The 18205-nt window shown below is 65.3% G+C and carries 11 protein-coding genes; 7 read left to right on the top strand and 4 right to left on the bottom strand.

What is annotated here, in order from left to right; genetic code table 11:
* The first annotated feature begins 118 nt into the window (after positions 1 to 118).
* The 4 genes from VL752_RS00690 (at position 119) to VL752_RS00675 (ending at position 4598) form a co-directional block, all read left to right on the top strand.
* Positions 119 to 1075 carry a LysR substrate-binding domain-containing protein gene (locus VL752_RS00690; RefSeq protein ID WP_325351803.1) on the top strand — a complete coding sequence of 319 codons (957 nt, stop codon included), beginning with the start codon at positions 119 to 121 and terminating at the stop codon, positions 1073 to 1075.
* A 229-nt stretch (positions 1076 to 1304) separates the two neighbouring features.
* Entirely contained in the window at positions 1305 to 2606 is a 1302-nt protein-coding gene (locus tag VL752_RS00685; protein WP_325351802.1) for an efflux RND transporter periplasmic adaptor subunit, read from the top strand.
* Entirely contained in the window at positions 2603 to 4201 is a 1599-nt protein-coding gene (locus VL752_RS00680; RefSeq protein WP_325351801.1) for a DHA2 family efflux MFS transporter permease subunit, read from the top strand. The genes VL752_RS00685 and VL752_RS00680 overlap by 4 nt, the downstream gene beginning before the upstream one ends.
* 79 nt (positions 4202 to 4280) lie before the next feature.
* Positions 4281 to 4598 carry a hypothetical protein gene (locus tag VL752_RS00675; protein ID WP_325351800.1) on the top strand — a complete coding sequence of 106 codons (318 nt, stop codon included), beginning with the start codon at positions 4281 to 4283 and terminating at the stop codon, positions 4596 to 4598.
* Positions 4599 to 4669: 71 nt separating this feature from the next.
* Here the strand turns inward: VL752_RS00675 and VL752_RS00670 are convergent, their stop codons facing one another.
* From VL752_RS00670 to VL752_RS00655, 4 genes are all read right to left on the bottom strand, one after another.
* Positions 4670 to 5539, bottom strand: coding sequence for a hypothetical protein (locus VL752_RS00670; RefSeq protein ID WP_325351799.1), 870 nt, complete (start codon positions 5537 to 5539; stop codon positions 4670 to 4672).
* Positions 5540 to 5583: 44 nt separating this feature from the next.
* Positions 5584 to 6715, bottom strand: a protein-coding gene (gene prfB, locus VL752_RS00665; RefSeq protein ID WP_325351798.1) for a peptide chain release factor 2 whose coding sequence is annotated in 2 segments (ribosomal slippage) — positions 5584 to 6645 and positions 6647 to 6715 — 1131 coding nt in all. Because the reading frame shifts where the segments join, the coding sequence is not laid out codon by codon here.
* A gap of 7 nt (positions 6716 to 6722) precedes the next feature.
* Positions 6723 to 9368 carry a penicillin-binding protein 1A gene (locus tag VL752_RS00660; RefSeq protein WP_325351797.1) on the bottom strand — a complete coding sequence of 882 codons (2646 nt, stop codon included), beginning with the start codon at positions 9366 to 9368 and terminating at the stop codon, positions 6723 to 6725.
* Between the two features lie 122 nt (positions 9369 to 9490).
* Entirely contained in the window at positions 9491 to 10363 is an 873-nt protein-coding gene (locus VL752_RS00655) for an N-acetylmuramoyl-L-alanine amidase family protein (protein ID WP_325351796.1), read from the bottom strand.
* Positions 10364 to 10919: 556 nt separating this feature from the next.
* Here VL752_RS00655 and VL752_RS00650 point away from each other — a divergent pair.
* From VL752_RS00650 to VL752_RS00640, 3 genes are all read left to right on the top strand, one after another.
* Positions 10920 to 14132, top strand: coding sequence for an Rne/Rng family ribonuclease (locus tag VL752_RS00650; protein WP_325351795.1), 3213 nt, complete (start codon positions 10920 to 10922; stop codon positions 14130 to 14132).
* A gap of 400 nt (positions 14133 to 14532) precedes the next feature.
* On the top strand, positions 14533 to 16920 hold the full coding sequence (locus tag VL752_RS00645) for a mechanosensitive ion channel domain-containing protein (RefSeq protein WP_325351794.1): 2388 nt from the start codon (positions 14533 to 14535) through the stop codon (positions 16918 to 16920).
* Positions 16921 to 17283: 363 nt separating this feature from the next.
* A partial coding sequence (locus tag VL752_RS00640; RefSeq protein ID WP_325351793.1) for an acyltransferase family protein occupies positions 17284 to 18205 on the top strand: 922 nt, incomplete at its 3' end.

The raw sequence follows: 18205 nt of genomic DNA, 5'->3' as shown, positions 1-18205 counted from the left end.
AGCCTCCTTGTATCTAGCCACGAGGATTGTGATACGCCGAGCGATCACGATCGGTGAAATTGATTCTTCCTAAGATTTTGATAGGGTGAACCTATGAAAAAAGTGTCGGCTGTCCGCCATGGCTGAGCTCGGCCTGGCAGGACTTTCCCTGCGTGATCTGGAATATGCCTGCACTGTCGCGGAGCTGCGGCATTTCGGCCGTGCCGCCGCGCGTTGCGGCGTTAGCCAGCCGGCACTCAGCGAACAGATCCGCAAGCTGGAAGGCGTTTTGCGCCTCACCCTGTTCGAACGTTCGCGCAAAGGGGTCGAGATCACCCCCGAGGGAGCGGCCATCCTGGCGCAGGCGCGGGAGGTACTGGGCGCGGCGCGCAGCCTGCTGGAAATGGCCCATTCCCAAGGCGATCCCCTGGCGGGGCCGCTACGACTCGGTGTTATCCCGACACTGGGCCCCTATTATCTTCCTTCCGTGCTCCACGCCCTGCGGACGACCTTCCCCGAGCTCGGCCTGAGGCTGGAGGAAGGGAAAACCGAGGAGATTGCTACGCGGTTAGCCCAAGGCGCGCTGGATCTCGCACTCATCGCGTTGCCGGAACCCGGGCCGGGCTTTACCGCCATGGCGCTCTTTTTTGAGCCTTTCCAGCTCGTGGCTCCGCAAGGCCATGCCGTCGCCAGCCTTCCACGGCTGACCGTCGCGGACCTTCGGACGGAGGATTTCCTCCTGTTGGAGGAGGGGCACTGCCTGCGCGACCAGACGGTCGCGCTCTGCGGCGCGACGCCAGACCGCGAGGGGCGCTTCGCAAGCAGTTTGGAGATGCTGCGGCACATGATCGCGGCGGGGGAGGGGTTTTCCCTCCTTCCCCTGCTCTCGCTGCACGACCGTCGGGAGCTCGAAGGTCTCGCCATCATCCGCCCGGTGGAAGAAATATCCCTTGCCCGCCAGCAGGCCGCCGTGCCGGGGCGAACCATCGGCCTGCTCTGGCGGGCGCGGGATCCGCGCGCCGAGGCCTTCCACCGCCTCGGGCTTTTTTTGCGCCGGGAAGCACCGCGCGGTACCCGGCAGATCGCAGCGATCTGACGAATCTGTGAAGCAAATGCGCGGGGTGGCCATCTCCCGCGCTCGACGAGGCGACCCAAATAGGCTACCGCTGACCGATCGGTCAGCGGTTGTGGTTCACGGCGGTCTGTCGAACCGAGCGTGCTTTCCGGCCTGCTGTCGCACCGCCCTTAACCTTTGCCCCCCTTAGCCTGACGTCGTCGACGCTTCGAGGGCCCTGCCCTCCGCCAGCATGGAGATCAGCTCAGTCGTGAGTGGCAGTTCCGAGATTACGCCCGAGTCCCAGGCTGGGCGAACCGTTGTCGGCAGCGGGGGTACGCAGATCGTCTCTGGCGGCGATCCGGGCACGACCACGGTGCAGGCCGGTGGCACCCAGATCGTCTCCGGCGGCAGCCAATCCTCAGGCGGCGAGCAGAAGAAGCCGGATGGGGGGGACCGCAAGGAGAACGGCAAGGGTGGGAAGAAGAAGATCCTGCCTCGGGTTATCTTCATCCTGGTTCTGGTCGTCGTCGCAATCGGCGCCTTCTTCTATTGGTGGATGAACCGCAATCTGATCGGCACCGACGATGCCTATACCGATGGCCGCGCGGTTTCGATCGCGCCCCGGGTCTCCGGCCAGGTCACGGCGCTTTACGTGAACGACAACCAGTATCTGAAGAAGGGTCAGCCGATCATTCAGCTCGACCCGCGAACCTATCAGGCGGCGGTCGACAAGGCGGCGGGCCAGCTCGCCCAGGATCAGGGGCAGTTGCACGCGGCCGAAATCGCGCTCGACAAGGCGCGCGTCACCTATCCCGCGGATCTGCTTGAAGCGCAGGGTAATCTCGAGGTCGCCCAGTCCAATCTTCTGAACGCGCAGCAGAGCTATCGCCGCCAGCATGCCGTGCCGCGCGCCGCCACCACGCAGGAGCAGATCGACCAGGCCACTGCCGGTGTCGGCCAAGCCGAGGGCCAACTGAAGCAGGCCCAAGGCCAGGTGCAGACGGCGGGGCTGGTGCAGCAGAATATCGAAACCGCCGAGGCGCAGGTCGAGCAGCTCAAGGGATTGGTCCAGAACGCCCAGGCGCAGCTGGATCAGGCCAAGCTCAACCTGTCCTATACGACCGTGCGCGCGCCGCAGGACGGCTGGGTGACGAAGCGCAATGTCGAGGTCGGCTACTACCTTTCGGCCGGCCAATCGATCATGAGCGTCGTCGTGCCGGAAGTCTGGATCACGGCCAATTTCAAGGAGACACAGCTGTCCCGGATGCGGCCGGGCCAGGAGGTCGACATTTCCGTCGATGCCTATCCGAGCCTGCATCTCACGGGTCATGTCGGCAGCGTGCAGATGGGATCGGGAAGCCGCTTCAGCGCCTTTCCGGCCGAGAACGCGACTGGCAATTTCGTCAAGATCGTGCAGCGCGTGCCGGTGAAGATCATCATCGACCACGGCCTCGACCCGAAGATGCCGCTGCCGCTCGGTCTTTCCGTGGAGCCGAGCGTCGACGTCACCAAGTTCGTGCAGGACGGGAATGCGCCGGGCGTTGAGAACGAGGCGCCGCCGCAACCATGAGCGGGACGGCCGATGCGCATGATGCTGCGGACGCCGGCTGGCGTCCAAAGGCCAATCCATGGCTGATCGCGGTCGTCGTCACGCTGGCCGCCTTCATGGAGATCCTGGATACGACGATCGTCAACGTATCCCTGCCGCATATCGCAGGTTCGGTCTCGGCCAGCTATGACGACGCCACCTGGACGCTGACCTCCTACCTTGTCGCGAACGGGATCGTGTTGCCGATTTCGGGCTTCATCGGGCGCGTCATCGGTCGCAAGCGCTATTTCCTCATCTGTATCGCGGGTTTCGTTTTCTGTTCCTTCCTCTGCGGCACGGCGACTTCGCTGTCCGAGATGGTGATCTTCCGTCTGATGCAGGGGTTCTTCGGGGGTGGGCTGCAGCCCAACCAGCAGGCGATCATCCTTGACACCTTCGAGCCCGCGAAGCGCGGCGCGGCCTTCGGCGTCGTCGCCATCGCGGTGATTTTCGCGCCGGCCATCGGCCCGACCTTGGGCGGCATCCTGACGGACAGCTATTCCTGGCGGTGGATCTTTTGGATCAACATCCCCGTCGGTCTCTTTGCCTTTTTCGCGGTCGCGGCGCTGGTCGAGGATCCGCCCTGGGTGACGCGCCAGAAGGCCCGCTTCGTGGATACGGATTGGATCGGCCTCGGCCTCATCGCGCTCGGCGTCGGCTGCCTGCAGGTCTTCATGGACCGCGGTGAGGACGAGGATTGGTTCGGCTCGCATTTCATCGTGCTGATGGCGACGCTTGCCGCGGTGGGGATTTCCGGTGCCATCGTCTGGCTGCTGACCACGGAAAAGCCCGTCGTGAATCTCAGGGTTTTCCTCGACCGCAATTTCGCGGTTGGCGCGCTGATGATCTCGGGCGTGGGGGCGGTGCTTTATTCAGGCGCCGTGCTGGTGCCCCAGCTCGCCCAGCAGCAGCTCGGCTATACCGCGACCTGGGCCGGCCTGATCCTGTCGCCGGGGGCGATCGCCATCGTGGTGATGATTCCCTTCGTGACGAGATTCCTGATGCCCAATGTGCAGACGCGCCTCATCATCGCCTTCGGCTTCCTCCTGATCGGCTGTTCCTATTTTTATTCCAGCCTGATCGTCGTACCGACCGTCGCCTTCGACAATCTCGTTTTCGCGCGCATCTTTCAGGTTCTGGGACTGGGCTTTCTCTTCGTGCCCGTCAGCACCATTGCCTATACGACCCTGCCCCGGGCGCTCAACAACGACGCGAGTTCGCTCTTCGTCATGCTGCGCAACATCGCCGGCTCGATCGGGATTTCGCTGGCGACCGCCGGGGTCACGGAACGGACCCAGACGCACATGGCCTATCTGCAGCGCTATTTGACGCCGCTCTGGCAGCCCTATCAGGTGTTGGAGCAGCAGCTGCGCGGCACGCTGACCAGCCTCGGTTACGCGGCGAGCCAGATCCAGACCATGCTGCCGGCGCAGATCGACAAGATGTTCACGACCCAGGCGGCGATGCTCGCCTACCGGGACCTGTTCGTCTATTGCGGCATCGCTGCTTTCTGTGTGGTGCCGCTCGCCTTCCTCTTTTCGCCGAGCAAGGGTGGCGGCGGTGGGGGCGGGCATTGAGGCGCCCCGGCCCGCTGCCGCTTGACCGGGCGAGGAGGAGGGGACACACCTGCAAGCCCAATCACCGGACGACGAGGCTATGAGCGACGACCAGAAAACTCCTGCCATGCGTGCCGAGGCTCTCGCCCGCCAGCTGCGGGCCCAGGGCCATGATGACGAAGCCGCAAGGATCGAAGCGGCCATCGCCCGCGGGCCAGGCCCCGGCGGGCCGGAGGATCTGGGTCACGGCGTGCTTCATGCCCTGCGCGATGCTTGCCAGACGATCCTAACCGCGATCGAGGCAATCGATCCCGTCTCCATCACCGCGATCGACGAATTGCGGCTCGAGGTCGACAAGTATCTCATGCCACATGGCGAGCGGCACCCCGGCGATGGGCCTTCCGCCGAGAAAGCCTGACGGATCGTCCTTTAGGTCCAATCGGTCGAAAAGCGTCGCGGACGCGATTCACCTCAGCGGTGGCTCACCCTCTAGCAGGTTGACGCGTCCGGTTGGCAGCCCGGCGGCCAGGGCGGCGGCGTGTTGCCCGGCTGCTTCAGCATCTGTTCGATCGCCGCTCGCATAGGCAGGCTGGAGACCGTGAAAGGGCCCGAGAAGGGCGTGTAGAGGTCGATGATCACGAAGAGGGCGGAGCTGAGGGCGAGTGCACTCAGCGTCAGTGCCATCAGGTTGATTCGATTGAGCGGCGCGCTCAGCCCGAAGCAGAGATAGATCACGACGGTCCAAAACACGAGCACCGCGAAAAAGGGGCTCGACAGCGTTCCCTGCGATGCCTCGACGATCCGCCAGCGCTGGTCGATGGCGACGTTCATCAGACGTTGCGCGGCCGTTTGCCGGCGGGTCTCGGCGGGGGTCTTCGGTGCCAATGCCTCCAGCGCGGAATTCGTCCGCTCCAGCATCTGCCCGAGGACCGGGGCGGCCGTGCTCAGGCCCGGCGTATGGGAGGGCGGAATGTTGGGGTAGTAATTGCCCGGGGGCGCCGGCTGGTCCCGCCACACCGCGGCGGTTGCCGCGGCGGCATAGCGGACCAGGCTCTGCCGGATCGGCGCTGTTTGGGGGCCAATATCCTGCAGGCCATAGTCAAGCTGCACGAGCGTTGCCGAGAAGCTGCGGATATCGTTCTGCAGGTCGTCAAAATCGGATTTGGCCGAGGTGATGAGCAGGCCGAGCACGATGGCCGCGAAAGTCGCGAGCAGCATCACCGTGGTCTGCAGAAGTTCAATCGTCTCGCGGTTGGTGTGATGCTCAGGCCAACGCCTGCGAATCGCCGCGCCGCAAAACACCGCCAGCAACATGAGCCCGAGGGCGAGCAGCGACAGCCAGGGCGATTGCAGCGACATCGACGGAAGATCCCTCATCCAGCACGGCGAGGGACCACGTCCGTTCAGCGGGCGGCGGCGCTCGCCTCGCTGCGGGTGGCGCCCACCCGGGCGGCCAAGGCCGCCGCCATGAACGCGTCCAACTCGCCATCCAGCACAGCGGCCGGATTGCCCTTTTCTACGTTCGTTCTGAGGTCCTTGACCAGCTGGTACGGCGCCAGAACATAAGAGCGGATCTGGTGGCCCCAGCCGATATCGGTCTTGGAGGCGGCCGCCTCGTTCGCCGCGTCTTCCTGCTTCTTCAGTTCAAGTTCGTAGAGCTTGGCCTTCAGCATGGCCATGGCTGTCGCCCGGTTGCGATGCTGGCTGCGGTCCGTCTGGCAGGCGACAATGATGCCCGAGGGCACATGGGTGATGCGGATCGCGCTTTCGGTCTTATTGACGTGCTGGCCACCCGCGCCCGAAGCCCGGAAGGTATCGACCTTGAGATCGGCCGGATTGATTTCGATTTCGATCGTATCGTCGACCTCGGGATAGACATAGACGCTTGCAAAGCTCGTCTGGCGGCGCGCGGCCGAATCGAAAGGGCTGATGCGCACCAGACGGTGCACGCCCGCTTCCGTCTTCAGCCAGCCATAGGCGCTCGGACCGGTGACCTTGATGGTCACGGATTTGATGCCCGCCTGCTCCCCTTCCGAGGTTTCCATGATTTCGGTCTTGTAGCCGTGCTTTTCGGCCCAGCGCATGTACATGCGCTGCATCATCTCAGCCCAGTCCTGGGCCTCGGTGCCACCGGCGCCGGCATTGATGTCCATAAAGGCGTTGTTGCCGTCGGCTTCGCCCGAAAGCAGGCTTTCGATCTCTCGCAGCTTCACCTCTTCGGCGAGCCGGTTCAGCACCCCCACGGCATCCTGCACCATGCCAGCATCGCCTTCGGCCTCAGCCATCTCGACAAGGTCGAGCGTATCGGCGAGCTCGCTTTCGATGGCACGCACGCCATCGATGCCCGTTTGCAGGCGCGTGCGCTCGCGCATCATAGCTTGAGCGGCGGCGGCATCGTTCCAGAGATCGGGATCTTCGGCGCGCTGATTCAGTTCGTCGAGGCGCGTTGTGGCGACATCCCAGTCAAAGATGCCTCCTCAGCAGCGTGACGGACTGCTTGATCTGTTCGGAAAGGGCTTCGGTCTCGGCGGACATGGGCGGCCTAATACAATCCGCCCACGGAGTTGTCGATACCGGTTCCGGAACCCGTGCCCCCCGCGGAGGGCGGGGCAGGGACGGAAGCATTGCCGTCTCCGCCTGTGGCGCCGCCAGAAACCACACCTCCGGCACTCGCCGAAGGCTGATCGACATTGCCGCCGTTCGGCTCGCCGGTTTTGAAGGCCTCCATGACCCCGCCCGTATTGCGCATCTCGATGCCCGAGGGTTGCGCGAAGGGGATTTTCGGCTCGTCCTGGAGCGCGGCCGTCATCAGCCGGTTCCAGATCGGGCCTGCGACAGTCGCACCCTGCTCACCCTCGCCAAGGCTCTTCGGATTGTCGAAACCGACCCAGGCTGAGGTCACGCGCGTCGGCGTGAAGCCGGTGAACCAGGCATCCTGGAAATCCTCGGTCGTGCCGGTCTTGCCCGCGGGCGTCCAGGCCTGCAGCCCACGATCAGCGACCCGGCCGGTGCCGTTGGTCATCACGCCCTGCATCATCGTCACGAGCTGGAAGGTGCTTTGCGGGTCGGCCAGCTGCTTCCCATTATAGACCAGGGCAGGGGGCTTGCTCGGGTCGCCATTGGTGCAGTTGGTGCAGCTCACTTCTGGCGCGCGGTAAATGACATGGCCTTGCGGATCTTCCACCCGGTCGATGAAGGTCGGCGTTACCTGCCGGCCCAGCTGGCTGAAGCCGGCATAGGCGGAGGCGAGGCGCAGCATTGTCGTCTCGATGGCGCCGAGCACCGCTGGGTAGAGCAGCGGCATTTTGTCGACCACGCCGAAATCCTGCGCGGTCTGGGCGATGGCGGGCAGGCCGATGCGGGCCGCGAGATGCAGGGTGGCAAGGTTGATCGATTCCTCGAGCGCGTGATGCAGCGGGATAGGCCCGAGGAAGTTGGCCTCGTAATTGCCCGGACGGTATTGCGTGCCGTCGGACATGTTGATGACGAAGGGGGCATCCAGAACCGTCGCATCGGGCGGAATGTTCTGCTCCATGGCCGTCAGATAGACGATCGGCTTGAAGCCCGACCCGGGCTGGCGCTCGGCCTGGGTGACACGATTGAATTGGCTAAGGCCATAGCTCCAGCCGCCGGCCATGGCGAGAACGCGGCCTGTCGCAGGATCCAAGGTCACGTCGGCGCCTTGCACCTGCGGGATCTGGCAGAGTGTCACGCTGCGGCTGTCGCCGGTCTTCCCGTTGCTGTCGCCGGGCTCGACCATCACCACGTCACCGGCCGAGACGACATCCGTCATGGTGCGCGGAGCGGGGCCGAGATGGGTGCCGTAATCCCCGGCGCGGCGGGCCCAGCGCAGGCTCGCGAGGTCAAGCGTGCCGCTTTCCTCGGGCCCTGCTTTGCCGCGCATGCCGGGCGCGAGCCAAGCGACATTCGCGGTCTTCGCCGTCGTTCCGAGCACCACGGCCAGCCGCCACTGCGGCAGAATACCCTTCGGCGGGCCAATCTTCTGCAGTGCCGCCTGCCAGTTGCCGGCAGAGAGATCGATATGGGCGACGGCACCACGCCAGCCGTCATGGGCGCGGTCGTAGTCGACGAGACCACGGCGCAGCGAGGAATCGGCGACTGCTTGAAGCTTGGGGTCGAGGCTCGTGTAGACGACGAGACCGCCATCGGTCGCGCGCTTATCCCCGAAGAGCTGGACCAGCTGCTGACGCACCGCATCGGCGAAATAGCCGGCCCCCGCCACGGTGGCCGGGCGGCCGCTCATCTTGGTCAGCAGCGGCTCGGTCTTGGCGGCCTTCGCCTGATCCCGGGTGATGGCCCCGTCATCGGCCATGCGGTCGATCACCCAGTTGCGGCGGGCGAGGGCCGCGTCCGGGTGCCGGTAGGGATCGTAATTCGAGGGTGCCTTGGGGAGCGAAGCGAGCATCGCGTCCTGGGCAATGGTCAGCTTGTCGAGCGGCTCAGCGAAATAGGCGGAGGCCGCCGCCGTCACGCCATAGGCCTGCTCGCCGAGATAGATCTCGTTGAGATAGATCTCGAGCACCCGCTGCTTGCTCATGGCATGATCGATGCGGACGGCAAGCACCGCCTCCTGCACCTTGCGGGCGAAGTTGATGTGGTTCTGCAGCAGAATGTTCTTGGCCACCTGCTGCGTGATCGTCGAGGCGCCGATGGGCCGGCGGCCGGAGCCGATGAGCGAGATGTCGGTCACCCCCGCGCGCACGATGGCGAGGGGATCGATGCCTGGCTCATGCCAGAAATTCTGATCCTCGGCCGAGATGAACGCCTGGGCGAGGAGGGGCGGGATATCCTCGAAGGGCGTGTAAATGCGCCGCTCGGTCGCGAGTTCGGAGACCAGCTGCATGTCGCTCGCATAGACGCGGCTCATCACGGGAGGCTGGTAATTGCGCAGCCCGTCGATGCTCGGCAGGTCGGCCGTGTAATAGCGGTAGGCGGCATAGCCGCCGATGCCGCCGGCAACCACGAGCACGGCGCCAAGGGCGAAGAGGCTGGTGACGGCCCGAGCCGCGATAAAGCCCGCACCACCGCGGCGCCGGGCGCGCGTTTTGTCCTTCTTCGGCTTCGGATTCCGCCCGCCGCCCTTCGGTCCATTAGGCGGCTGGCCATTGCCGCCACCACCACTGCCGTTACCGCCGCCGCCGCGACCGCCCCCGGAGGGACGTGCCATGGGGTCGCCGGCTCTCAAGGGGCCGGGCATCCGCAATCATTCCTTGTCGTTGCTGGCGCCCAGTAGCCGCCAATCACGGCGGACATAGGGCGGGAAGGAGGGTTACGCTAGGGCCACTTTCGCTATCCCGCCATTCGCGCCGATTTCTGGGCGATGTACCAGGCGTCGACAGCGTTCTGCATGGCGAGCGTGATGCGCTGCCGGTGGGCGTATTGGCGCAGCGCCGATTCGTCCTTGTAATTGGACATGAATCCCATCTCGACCAGGACGCTCGGAATCTCCGCGGATTTGAGCACGACGAAGGCGGCGTGCCGGGCCGGGCGTGTCAGCAGGTCGGTCTGATTGGCGAGATGGTCGACCATGTCCTGCTGCAGTCGGGCCGAGCCGATGCGCGTCTCGCGCCCGACGAGGCTGGCGAGGATGCGGGCGATGGCCGGCGTCACGCCTTTGAAGCCCGGCCCGGCGAAGCGGTCCGAACTGTTTTCGCGCTGGGCGAGGATCGCGGTCTGCTTGTCCGATGCGTTGCTCGACAGCGTATAGACGCTCGCCCCGCGCACGGAATGATCGGGGATTGAATCGGCATGCATCGAGACGAAGAGATGCGCGCCGCGGTCCTGCGCGATAGAGACCCTGTCCTCCAGCGGAATGAAGAGATCCTTGGCCCGCGTCATGGAGACGCGATAGCGCCCGCTCGCCTCCAGCCGATTCTTGAGTTCGTGGGCCGCCATCAGCGCGATATGCTTCTCATAGGTGCCGGCGACGCCGATGGCTCCCGGGTCCTTCCCGCCGTGGCCGGGATCGAGCATGATCAGCGGCGCTTCGGCCGGGCGCGGCTTGGCGAGCAACCGATTCTGGTGCAGCTCGTGTTTGGAGGCGGCCCGGGCGATGGCCGGGCGCAGCCAGGCCGGGATCAGGACCGTCGCGCTGACGCCGAGGCTAAGCAGCAACCGCCGCTCGTTCATGCGGTCGTGGGGGTCGTGGGTCTCATCTGTCATGAGCGGAAGCTCCGATCGTCGGGACGGAAGACAGCGATGGGTTTCTTCATCTCACCTCTTCAAATATCAGTGCTTCCGTTTGAATTGAAATAAATTATGTGTCACGCGGCGATCACCCTTGGTCGTGAGGGCGGTGCTGCCCCCGCCGCCCTTGCATGTGCGGGGGCTTTGGGCCATTTTGCGATTCGAGATTTGAAATGGGCTGGGCCAGGACGTTGGCCCCCTTTTCGAGGCTCCACCGCATTCGTCTGACTGGTCGGCTTGCGACCATTCCCAAACCCGCCGGCGGCTTGATGCCGCCAGGACGGAAGGAGGGGCGGATGGCGGACGCTATCGTTTCAGCGATCGCCCGGCAGCAGGCCGGTATCGCTCTGCATTTATGAGTTAGGGACCCGTTCGACCTTCATGACCGCACTTCTCCCAACGGCGACGATTTCGCTGGCGAGAGCCCGGTCATCCCTCATGTCGATCATGGACCCGTCATATCCCCCACTTTTGAAAAGCCGCCCTCTGGCGGCCGCGCTTCCTTGCGAAGCGCGCCGGAGTCCAGTTTCTCATGACCAAGCGCATGCTTATCGACGCGACGCATCCGGAGGAGACCCGTGTCGTCGTCCTTGACGGCAACCGCCTAGAAGACTTTGACGTCGAAACTTCGACCAAGAAGCAGATCAAAGGGAACATCTATCTTGCTAAGGTGATCCGGGTCGAGCCGAGCCTTCAGGCCGCTTTCGTCGAATACGGCGGCAATCGCCACGGCTTCCTGGCCTTCAGCGAAATCCATCCCGACTATTACCAAATCCCGGTCGCCGATCGGCAGAAGCTGATCGAGGCGGAAGCCGCGGCCGCGCAGGCCGAAGCCGATGCCGAGGCCGCCGAGGAAGCGGCCGAGGAAGCGGCGGAAGCTCGCGCCACCACCAAAACCCATCCCATCACCTCCGAACTCGACGCGCTGGAACCGGCTTTTGAGGCCGCGGTCGCCGCCGAGGGTGAGGAGCGGGCAGCCGAGAACGTCATTGCCCAGCCTGCTGCCTCGGTGCGGGAAATCGTCATCGGCGAAGTTCCGCCCTCTGATGAGGGCGGCGAGACGCCGGCCGAACCGCGCGAGGATGTTTCTGACGAGGAGACGTCCGACGAGGGTGATGGCGAGCCCGAGGCGCCCGAGACCTTCGGCGGCAGCGACAATACCGAAGAAAATGGCGACCGCCGGCCGCCCTCGCGCTTCGTGCGCAACTACAAGATTCAGGAAGTCATCCACCGTCGCCAGATCCTGTTGATCCAGGTGGTGAAGGAGGAGCGCGGCACCAAAGGCGCGGCGCTGACCACCTATCTCTCCCTGGCCGGCCGCTATTGTGTGCTGATGCCGAATTCGCCGCGCGGCGGCGGCGTATCCCGCAAGATCACCTCGGTTGCCGACCGCAAGCGCCTTCGCGAGGTCATCAAGGAAGTGGACATGCCGGCAGGCATGGGCATGATCGTCCGTACCGCGGGTGCCAATCGGCCGAAGCCTGAAATCCGGCGCGACTGCGAATATCTGCTTCGCCTCTGGGACGATATCCGCGATCTCACGCTCAAATCCGTCGCGCCGGCGCTTGTCTATGAGGAAGCGAACCTCATCAAGCGCGCCATCCGCGATGGCTACACGCGCGATATCGAGGAAGTGCTGGTCGATGGCGAGGCCGCCTGGAAGGCGGCGCGCGACTTCATGCGCATGCTGACCCCGCAGCACGCCGCGAAGGTTCAGTTCTGGCGCGGGCATGACACATCGCTCTTCGCCAAGCATCAGGTCGAGATGCAGCTCGACGCCATGGTGAGCCCCACGGTTCAGCTGAAATCGGGCGGCTATCTGGTCATCAACCAGACCGAGGCACTCGTCGCCATCGACGTTAATTCCGGACGCGCGACGCGCGAGCGGAATATCGAGGAGACGGCGCTGCGCACCAATCTGGAAGCGGCCGACGAAGCGGCCCGCCAACTCCGGCTGCGCGATCTGGCCGGGCTCATCGTCATCGACTTCATCGACATGGAGAGCCGCAAGCATAATGGGATGGTCGAGCGCCGGATGAAGGAGGCGCTGAAGAACGACCGTGCCCGCATCCAGGTGGGCTCGATCAGCCATTTCGGTCTGCTTGAGATGAGCCGCCAGCGGCTGCGCCCGTCGATCACAGAAACGGCCTTCATCACCTGCCCGCACTGCCTCGGCACCGGCACCGTCCGCAGCGTTGAAAGTGCGGCGATCCATGTGCTGCGGGCGATTGAGGACGAGGCCGCACGCCGCCGCTCGGCCGAGATCAACGTGCATGTGGCGGGCGCCGTCGCCATGTACATCCTCAACTTCAAGCGCGACCGCCTGATGGCGATCGAGCGGACGCATGGGCTGCAGGTTGTGCTGCTGGCCGATGAGAAGCTGATCGCGCCGCAGATCCGCATCGAGAAGGTGCGGCCCTATATCGCGGCCGAGGCTCCAGCGGGTCCAGGCGCGCCGATCGCCATGGATTATGCGAGCCGGGAAGAGGGGACCGAAGAGGAGAGTGCGGGTTCTGTCCGCAACGCTGCGCTCGTGGCCGATGCGCCGGCTGCTGCTGCGCCGATCGCCGAGGCGCTGACGACAGGAACACCGGCCGCCGGGGCACCGGCTGCCGAGGGCGAGACGGGGCGGAGTGAAGAGGGCGGTGAGCGTCGCCGTCGTCGCCGCCGTCGTCGCCGTGGTCGCCGCGACGACAATGGCGTCCAGGTCGCGATGGGTGACGAGGGCACAGGCGACGAGGGCGAGGACGAAGACGAGATGGCAGCGGCGCCTGAGCTGGCGGCGCCAGAGCCGGGTCCCGCCCCGCAGGAGCCGGCGGTGCCGCCGGTGCCGCAGCCGGTCCCCGGGCCTGGCCCTTTCGAGCCGGGCCGTGGGCCTGAACTGCCGCCTCCGGGCGGACCGCAGCCGGAGGTTCCCGGTGTGCCGGGAGAGCCTGGGCCGGAGATCATGCCGCCCGCCGAACCGGTGCCGGAACAGCCTGGTCCCTCGGCGTCCGAAGATGGCGAAAGCCGTCGTGGCCGTCGCGGCCGCCGCGGCGGGCGTGGCCGGGCCGGGCGTGCGCCGGGCATGGCAGAGCCGATGGCGCCGGCGCCGGTCGAAAGCTATCGTGGCCCGACCCCGGCCGATCCCTTCTTCGGCCAGATCGACGCGCTTTTTGCGGCCTTCGAGCCTGAGGCGGATGTGGACTCCACGCCGGTGGCGCTGCCGGCCCGGACGGCGCCTGTGCCGCCCGCGCCGGCAGTCGCAGTAGAAGACGCCTCGGCGATGGCGGCGGCCCCGGCTGAGCCCGCGATGGCGGAGCCTGTGGCTGTAGAGCCCGTGGCGACCGCGCCTCAGCCGGCCGAGACGATCGCTACCGAGACCGTCGCGGCGACGGAGGAACCTGCCGCCGCTCCGGTCAAGAAGCCGCGCGCCAGCCGCGCGCGCAAGCCGAAGGCGGCTGAGGTTGCGGTGGAAACCGTGGCCGAAGCGGCCCCGGTTGCGGAGCCGGTGGCCGGGGAAGCTCCGGCCGAGGAGGCGCCTGCCAAGCCGGCGCGCCGTCGTCCGGCGCGTCGGGGGAAGGCCGAAGTCGTGGCGGAACCAGAGGCAGCCGAGGCCGCGCCTGAGCCGGCGGCGCCTGAGCCGGCCGCGCCTGAGCCGGTGCTGGAACTCGCCGAGGCAGAGGCAGGTCCGGTGATCAAGCCGATCGTGGTGGGCGTGGACACGCCGGCCGGCGCCAAGCGTCGCGGCTGGTGGAAGCGCTGACGCCTTCGGACAGCCGATGAGAGGGAACGGGCGGGGGAATCATCCTCCCGCCCGTTCTGCATCCGGCGCCCGCATCCTGCCAGAGTGCCGCGGACGCGCGGGCTAGCCCCGCCGCCATTGAGGCCATCGCGAAAATGTCACCCCGGTGCCCGGCCGGGCTGGCGGAGGCCTGTCCTTCTCAGTCCACACTGTGATTTTGCCAAATGGCGCGCAGCCGGTGACGATGCTGCGATGTGGCGGCATCGCCTCGCCGCCGGCAAAGCGCGCCCACCCGGCTTGCCTCCCGGGCGGAAGGGTAGGAAACCCTGACGGCTCAGACCTTCTGCGCCGGCCGAGCCCGGCGGGTGATCGTACCCGCGGCTTGCCCGGTGCCCGTCCCCAACCCCGAGACCCATGGGTGATGATGAGCAATAGCGCCACCAACAGACGATCCAAAATCTCCGCGGCGCGGTCGCTTTCCGATAGGCCGAGGCCAGTCCCTCAGCTCCGCCAGCTCCTCCTCCTCCTGGGCGTGTTCATCCTGGCGCTCGGCTTCGGTGCCGGTGCCGCGCGGGCACAGGTGCCGCAATCGGCACCCAAACCGGCAACGGTCGCGACGTCTCCCGCTTCTGCCCCCAGCACCTCGGATCTCCAAAATCTTGCCGACACGCTGCAGGACCCGGCGCGGCGCGCCGATCTGCTCGCCAAAATCCAGGCGCTCATCGCCGCCCAGCAGAGCCATCCGGCAGGGGGCGCTGCCGCGCCGGCCAAACCGGCGCCCTCGGCCAAGACCGGTTCAGGCCCCGGCGAGGCGTTGATCGGTGTGCTGTCCGGCGGCGCCAATTACGTCGGCGGGGCAATCGCCGCGACGGCGGCCTCGGCACCATTCACCGGCGTCGCCGTCTGGGGCGCGGATGTGGTCTCCCAGCCCGCCCGACGCATCGCGGTACTCCGCGGACTGGCGCTCGTGGTCGTAGTCGTCGCACTCGCGCTCGCTGCCCGCCAAGTTGTGCTGTTCCTGGTCTTCGGCCTGCGTCGGCGTTTCTTCCACTCGGCCCACGGTCCCATCTGGATCAAGCTATTCAAGGCAGTGATCCTGATCATTCTCGGCCTGCTGCCGATCGCGGCCTTCATGGCCCTGGGCTATGCCGCACTCTCGATTGGCGCCGCCTTGCCCGGCATGGCGCCTGAGGCGCGGCTGCTGACCCTCGATCTCCTCAACGCCATGGCGATCGTCCTGGCGATACAGGCCGTCGCCGCGGCGCTGCTGCGGCCGGCTGCCGACGGCACGCGGCTCATAGCGCTTGACGAGGCGAGCGCAGATTACTGGCTCATTTGGGTTTCCCGCCTCAGCCAGTTGCTTGTCTATGTCGGCTTTGCCGCGGAATTCGCACAGCAGATCGGCCTGCCACGGCCGCAATACGACATCATCATCCGGGTGCTCGGCCTCCTCTTCCTGAGTCTTGTGGTCATGCTGGTGCTGCAGAATCGCAGGCCGGTCGCGAGCCTGATCCGTGGCCACAGGGAGGGCAGCGCTTTCGGGCAAATGCGCGGACGTCTCGCGGAAATCTGGCACGTCCTCGCGATCCTGTATCTGATCGGCGTCTATGGAGTTTGGGCGGCGGGAGTGCCCGGCAGTTTCGACTTCCTGCTGCGGGCCTCCATTCTCACCATTGCGGCCTGCGTTGTCGCACGCTTCGTCATCATGGCCGGGACGACCCTTCTGGGCCGTTTTCTCGCAATCTCGCCGGCGCTGGGGGAACGCGTGCCGGGGCTGCAGAACCGGGTCAATCTCTATGCCCCGCTCATCATCAACATCGGTCGAGCGATTGTGGACATCATCGCGGTGATCTTCATCCTCGAGGCCTGGGGTCTCGGCACCATCGGCCTGGTAACGTCACCCGCCGGCCAATGGTTCATCGGCCGCACTTGCGCGACCCTAGTGACTGCCATCATCAGCGTGGTCGTCTGGGAAGCGGTGAGCCTTCTCATCGAGCTCTATCTTGCGCGGCCAAGCTTTGGTGCAAGCGGGCCGGACGTCGACACCGCGGTGGTCGCGCGCTCGGCCCGCATCCGCACCGTGCTGCCGCTGTTCCGCAAGGCCTTCGCCATCGTGCTCGGCATCATCGTCGTGCTCATCGCCCTGTCCGAATTCGGCGTGAACATCGCCCCCCTCCTGGCCGGCGCCGGTATCGTCGGCATCGCGGTCGGCTTCGGCGCGCAGAGCCTGGTGAAAGACGTCATCACCGGCGTCTTCGTACTGATGCAGGACGCAGTCTCGGTGGGTGACGTGGTCGATGTCGGCAACGGTCATTCCGGCTTCGTCGAACAGATCACCATCCGTTCCATCCGCCTGCGCGATCAGAGCGGCACCGTCCTCATCGTGCCCTTCAGCGAGGTCAGCACGGTCAAGAACATGACCAAGGACTTTGCTTTCGCGCTCTTCTCCATCGGCGTCGCCTATCGGGAGGACGTGGATTACGTGATGCAGGTGGTGATCCAGCTGTCCGAAGAACTGCGGCAGGAAGAGGATTTCGCGTGGCGTATCACGGACAAGATGGAGATGCTGGGCCTCGACAGTTTTGGCGACTCGGCCGTCGTCATCAAATGCCGCATCAAGACCCGGCCGATCCATCAGTGGACGGTGATGCGAGAGTTCAACCGCCGCATGAAGCGGCGCTTCGACGAACTCGGGATCGAAATCCCCTTTCCACATCAGACGATCTATTTCGGGGCGGACCGGGCGGGAAAAGCGCCGCCCGCTCATATCGCAATCGAGCAGCCCTCGGCGGAAATCCAACCGGGCTGAGAACGCAAGAAAGCAGGACCCGAAAGGGTTCTGCTTTCTTTTTGATCAGGAGATCGAAAATGGCGCCGATTTAGGCAAGTCACTGTCTGAATCGGCGATATTTGTCCAATTTCGCGACCATTTTTATTGGACGCATCGGACAAGAGATTTCATTATCCAGTCCAGACGAGGTTGATCCTCGTTCTGCCGTGTGACTGGCGTTTCCTCCCTAAACTTGGCCCGCAGCGCTTTAGCGCGCGGGCCTTTTCTTTATCTATGCAAGAACCGTCTGTCACGCATAAATATCGAAAAATAGAAATTTAGCGTTCTTGTTCAGGGATTTCTGAAATGGCGAAATCCTCTGCTTGTCCCGAAGAATAGATTTTGGGCGAGTTCAACAATCCGCGCGCCACCCTCGCTGATCTGACGGCCGTGCGTGCCTGCTTCGCGCTCTGGGTTTTCCTGTACCATACCAACCTGCACCTGCACTTCGTGGACCTCGATAGCGGCATCGCTCGCGGCTATCTCGGCGTGGACGGATTTTTCATCCTGTCGGGTCTCGTGCTCGCTCATCGCTATCCCCATGCCGTTCCGGAGCGCTCTGCCCTGGCCCGATTCTGGTGGCGGCGGCTGGTGCGGCTCTATCCGACCGCGCTCGCCATACTGTTGCTCCTGGCCGCTGCCTATCTTCTGGCGCGAGCGGGCGGCATCCATCCGCATCAGGCGCTGCGGGCGGACGGGCGGGAGTTTCTTCTGCAGCTCTTCCTGCTGAACGGGCTTGGCCTCAGCCGCGGCTGGACTTGGAACTACCCGTCCTGGTCGATCAGCACCGAATGGGTGGGCTATCTGCTGTTCCCGTTCCTCTCGCTTGGCGTCGCGGGCCTTGCGCCGCGGCGCGCCGCCCTCGGGGCGGTGCTATCCGGTCTCGCCCTGCTGGCGGTGACGCTGGTCTCCCCGGTCGGCCTCAATCTCAGCTACCAGGGTGCGCTGCCGCGTTTTTTACCGGAATTTTTCAGCGGCATCTGTCTCGCCCGCATGCTGCGTGGCAGCGTCCCGCTCCGCCCTGGCCTGGCTGCCGCCCTGGGGCTCCTGCTCGCGGCCGTTGGCATCTGGGCGCGGCCGCATATGATGGCGGGAGACGCCTTGGTCACCTTCGGTCTCTGGTTCCTCCTCTGGGCACTGGCGGCCGCAAAGCGCCCGTTTCTGGCGCGCATTCCAGGATTTCTGCCGCTCGGCCGGATCTCCTATCCCTTCTATATGGCCTATGCGCCCGTGGAGATTCTGTTCGCACGCCTGTGGCACCGCA

It is taken from the genome of Acidisoma sp. (genome assembly GCF_035492295.1).
Lineage (GTDB): Bacteria > Pseudomonadota > Alphaproteobacteria > Acetobacterales > Acetobacteraceae > Acidisoma.
The sequence above is the reverse complement of the archived record's forward strand: the minus strand, read 5'-3'. Positions and strand labels throughout refer to the sequence as shown.

Coding starts and splice junctions, on each gene's coding strand:
- VL752_RS00670 (WP_325351799.1), bottom strand. CDS start 5,539: ATGTCGCTGCAATCGCCCTGGCTGTCGCTGCTCGCCCTCGGGCTCATG.
- VL752_RS00680 (WP_325351801.1), top strand. CDS start 2,603: ATGAGCGGGACGGCCGATGCGCATGATGCTGCGGACGCCGGCTGGCGT.
- VL752_RS00650 (WP_325351795.1), top strand. CDS start 10,920: ATGACCAAGCGCATGCTTATCGACGCGACGCATCCGGAGGAGACCCGT.
- VL752_RS00660 (WP_325351797.1), bottom strand. CDS start 9,368: ATGGCACGTCCCTCCGGGGGCGGTCGCGGCGGCGGCGGTAACGGCAGT.
- VL752_RS00690 (WP_325351803.1), top strand. CDS start 119: ATGGCTGAGCTCGGCCTGGCAGGACTTTCCCTGCGTGATCTGGAATAT.
- VL752_RS00675 (WP_325351800.1), top strand. CDS start 4,281: ATGAGCGACGACCAGAAAACTCCTGCCATGCGTGCCGAGGCTCTCGCC.
- VL752_RS00655 (WP_325351796.1), bottom strand. CDS start 10,363: ATGACAGATGAGACCCACGACCCCCACGACCGCATGAACGAGCGGCGG.
- VL752_RS00645 (WP_325351794.1), top strand. CDS start 14,533: ATGATGAGCAATAGCGCCACCAACAGACGATCCAAAATCTCCGCGGCG.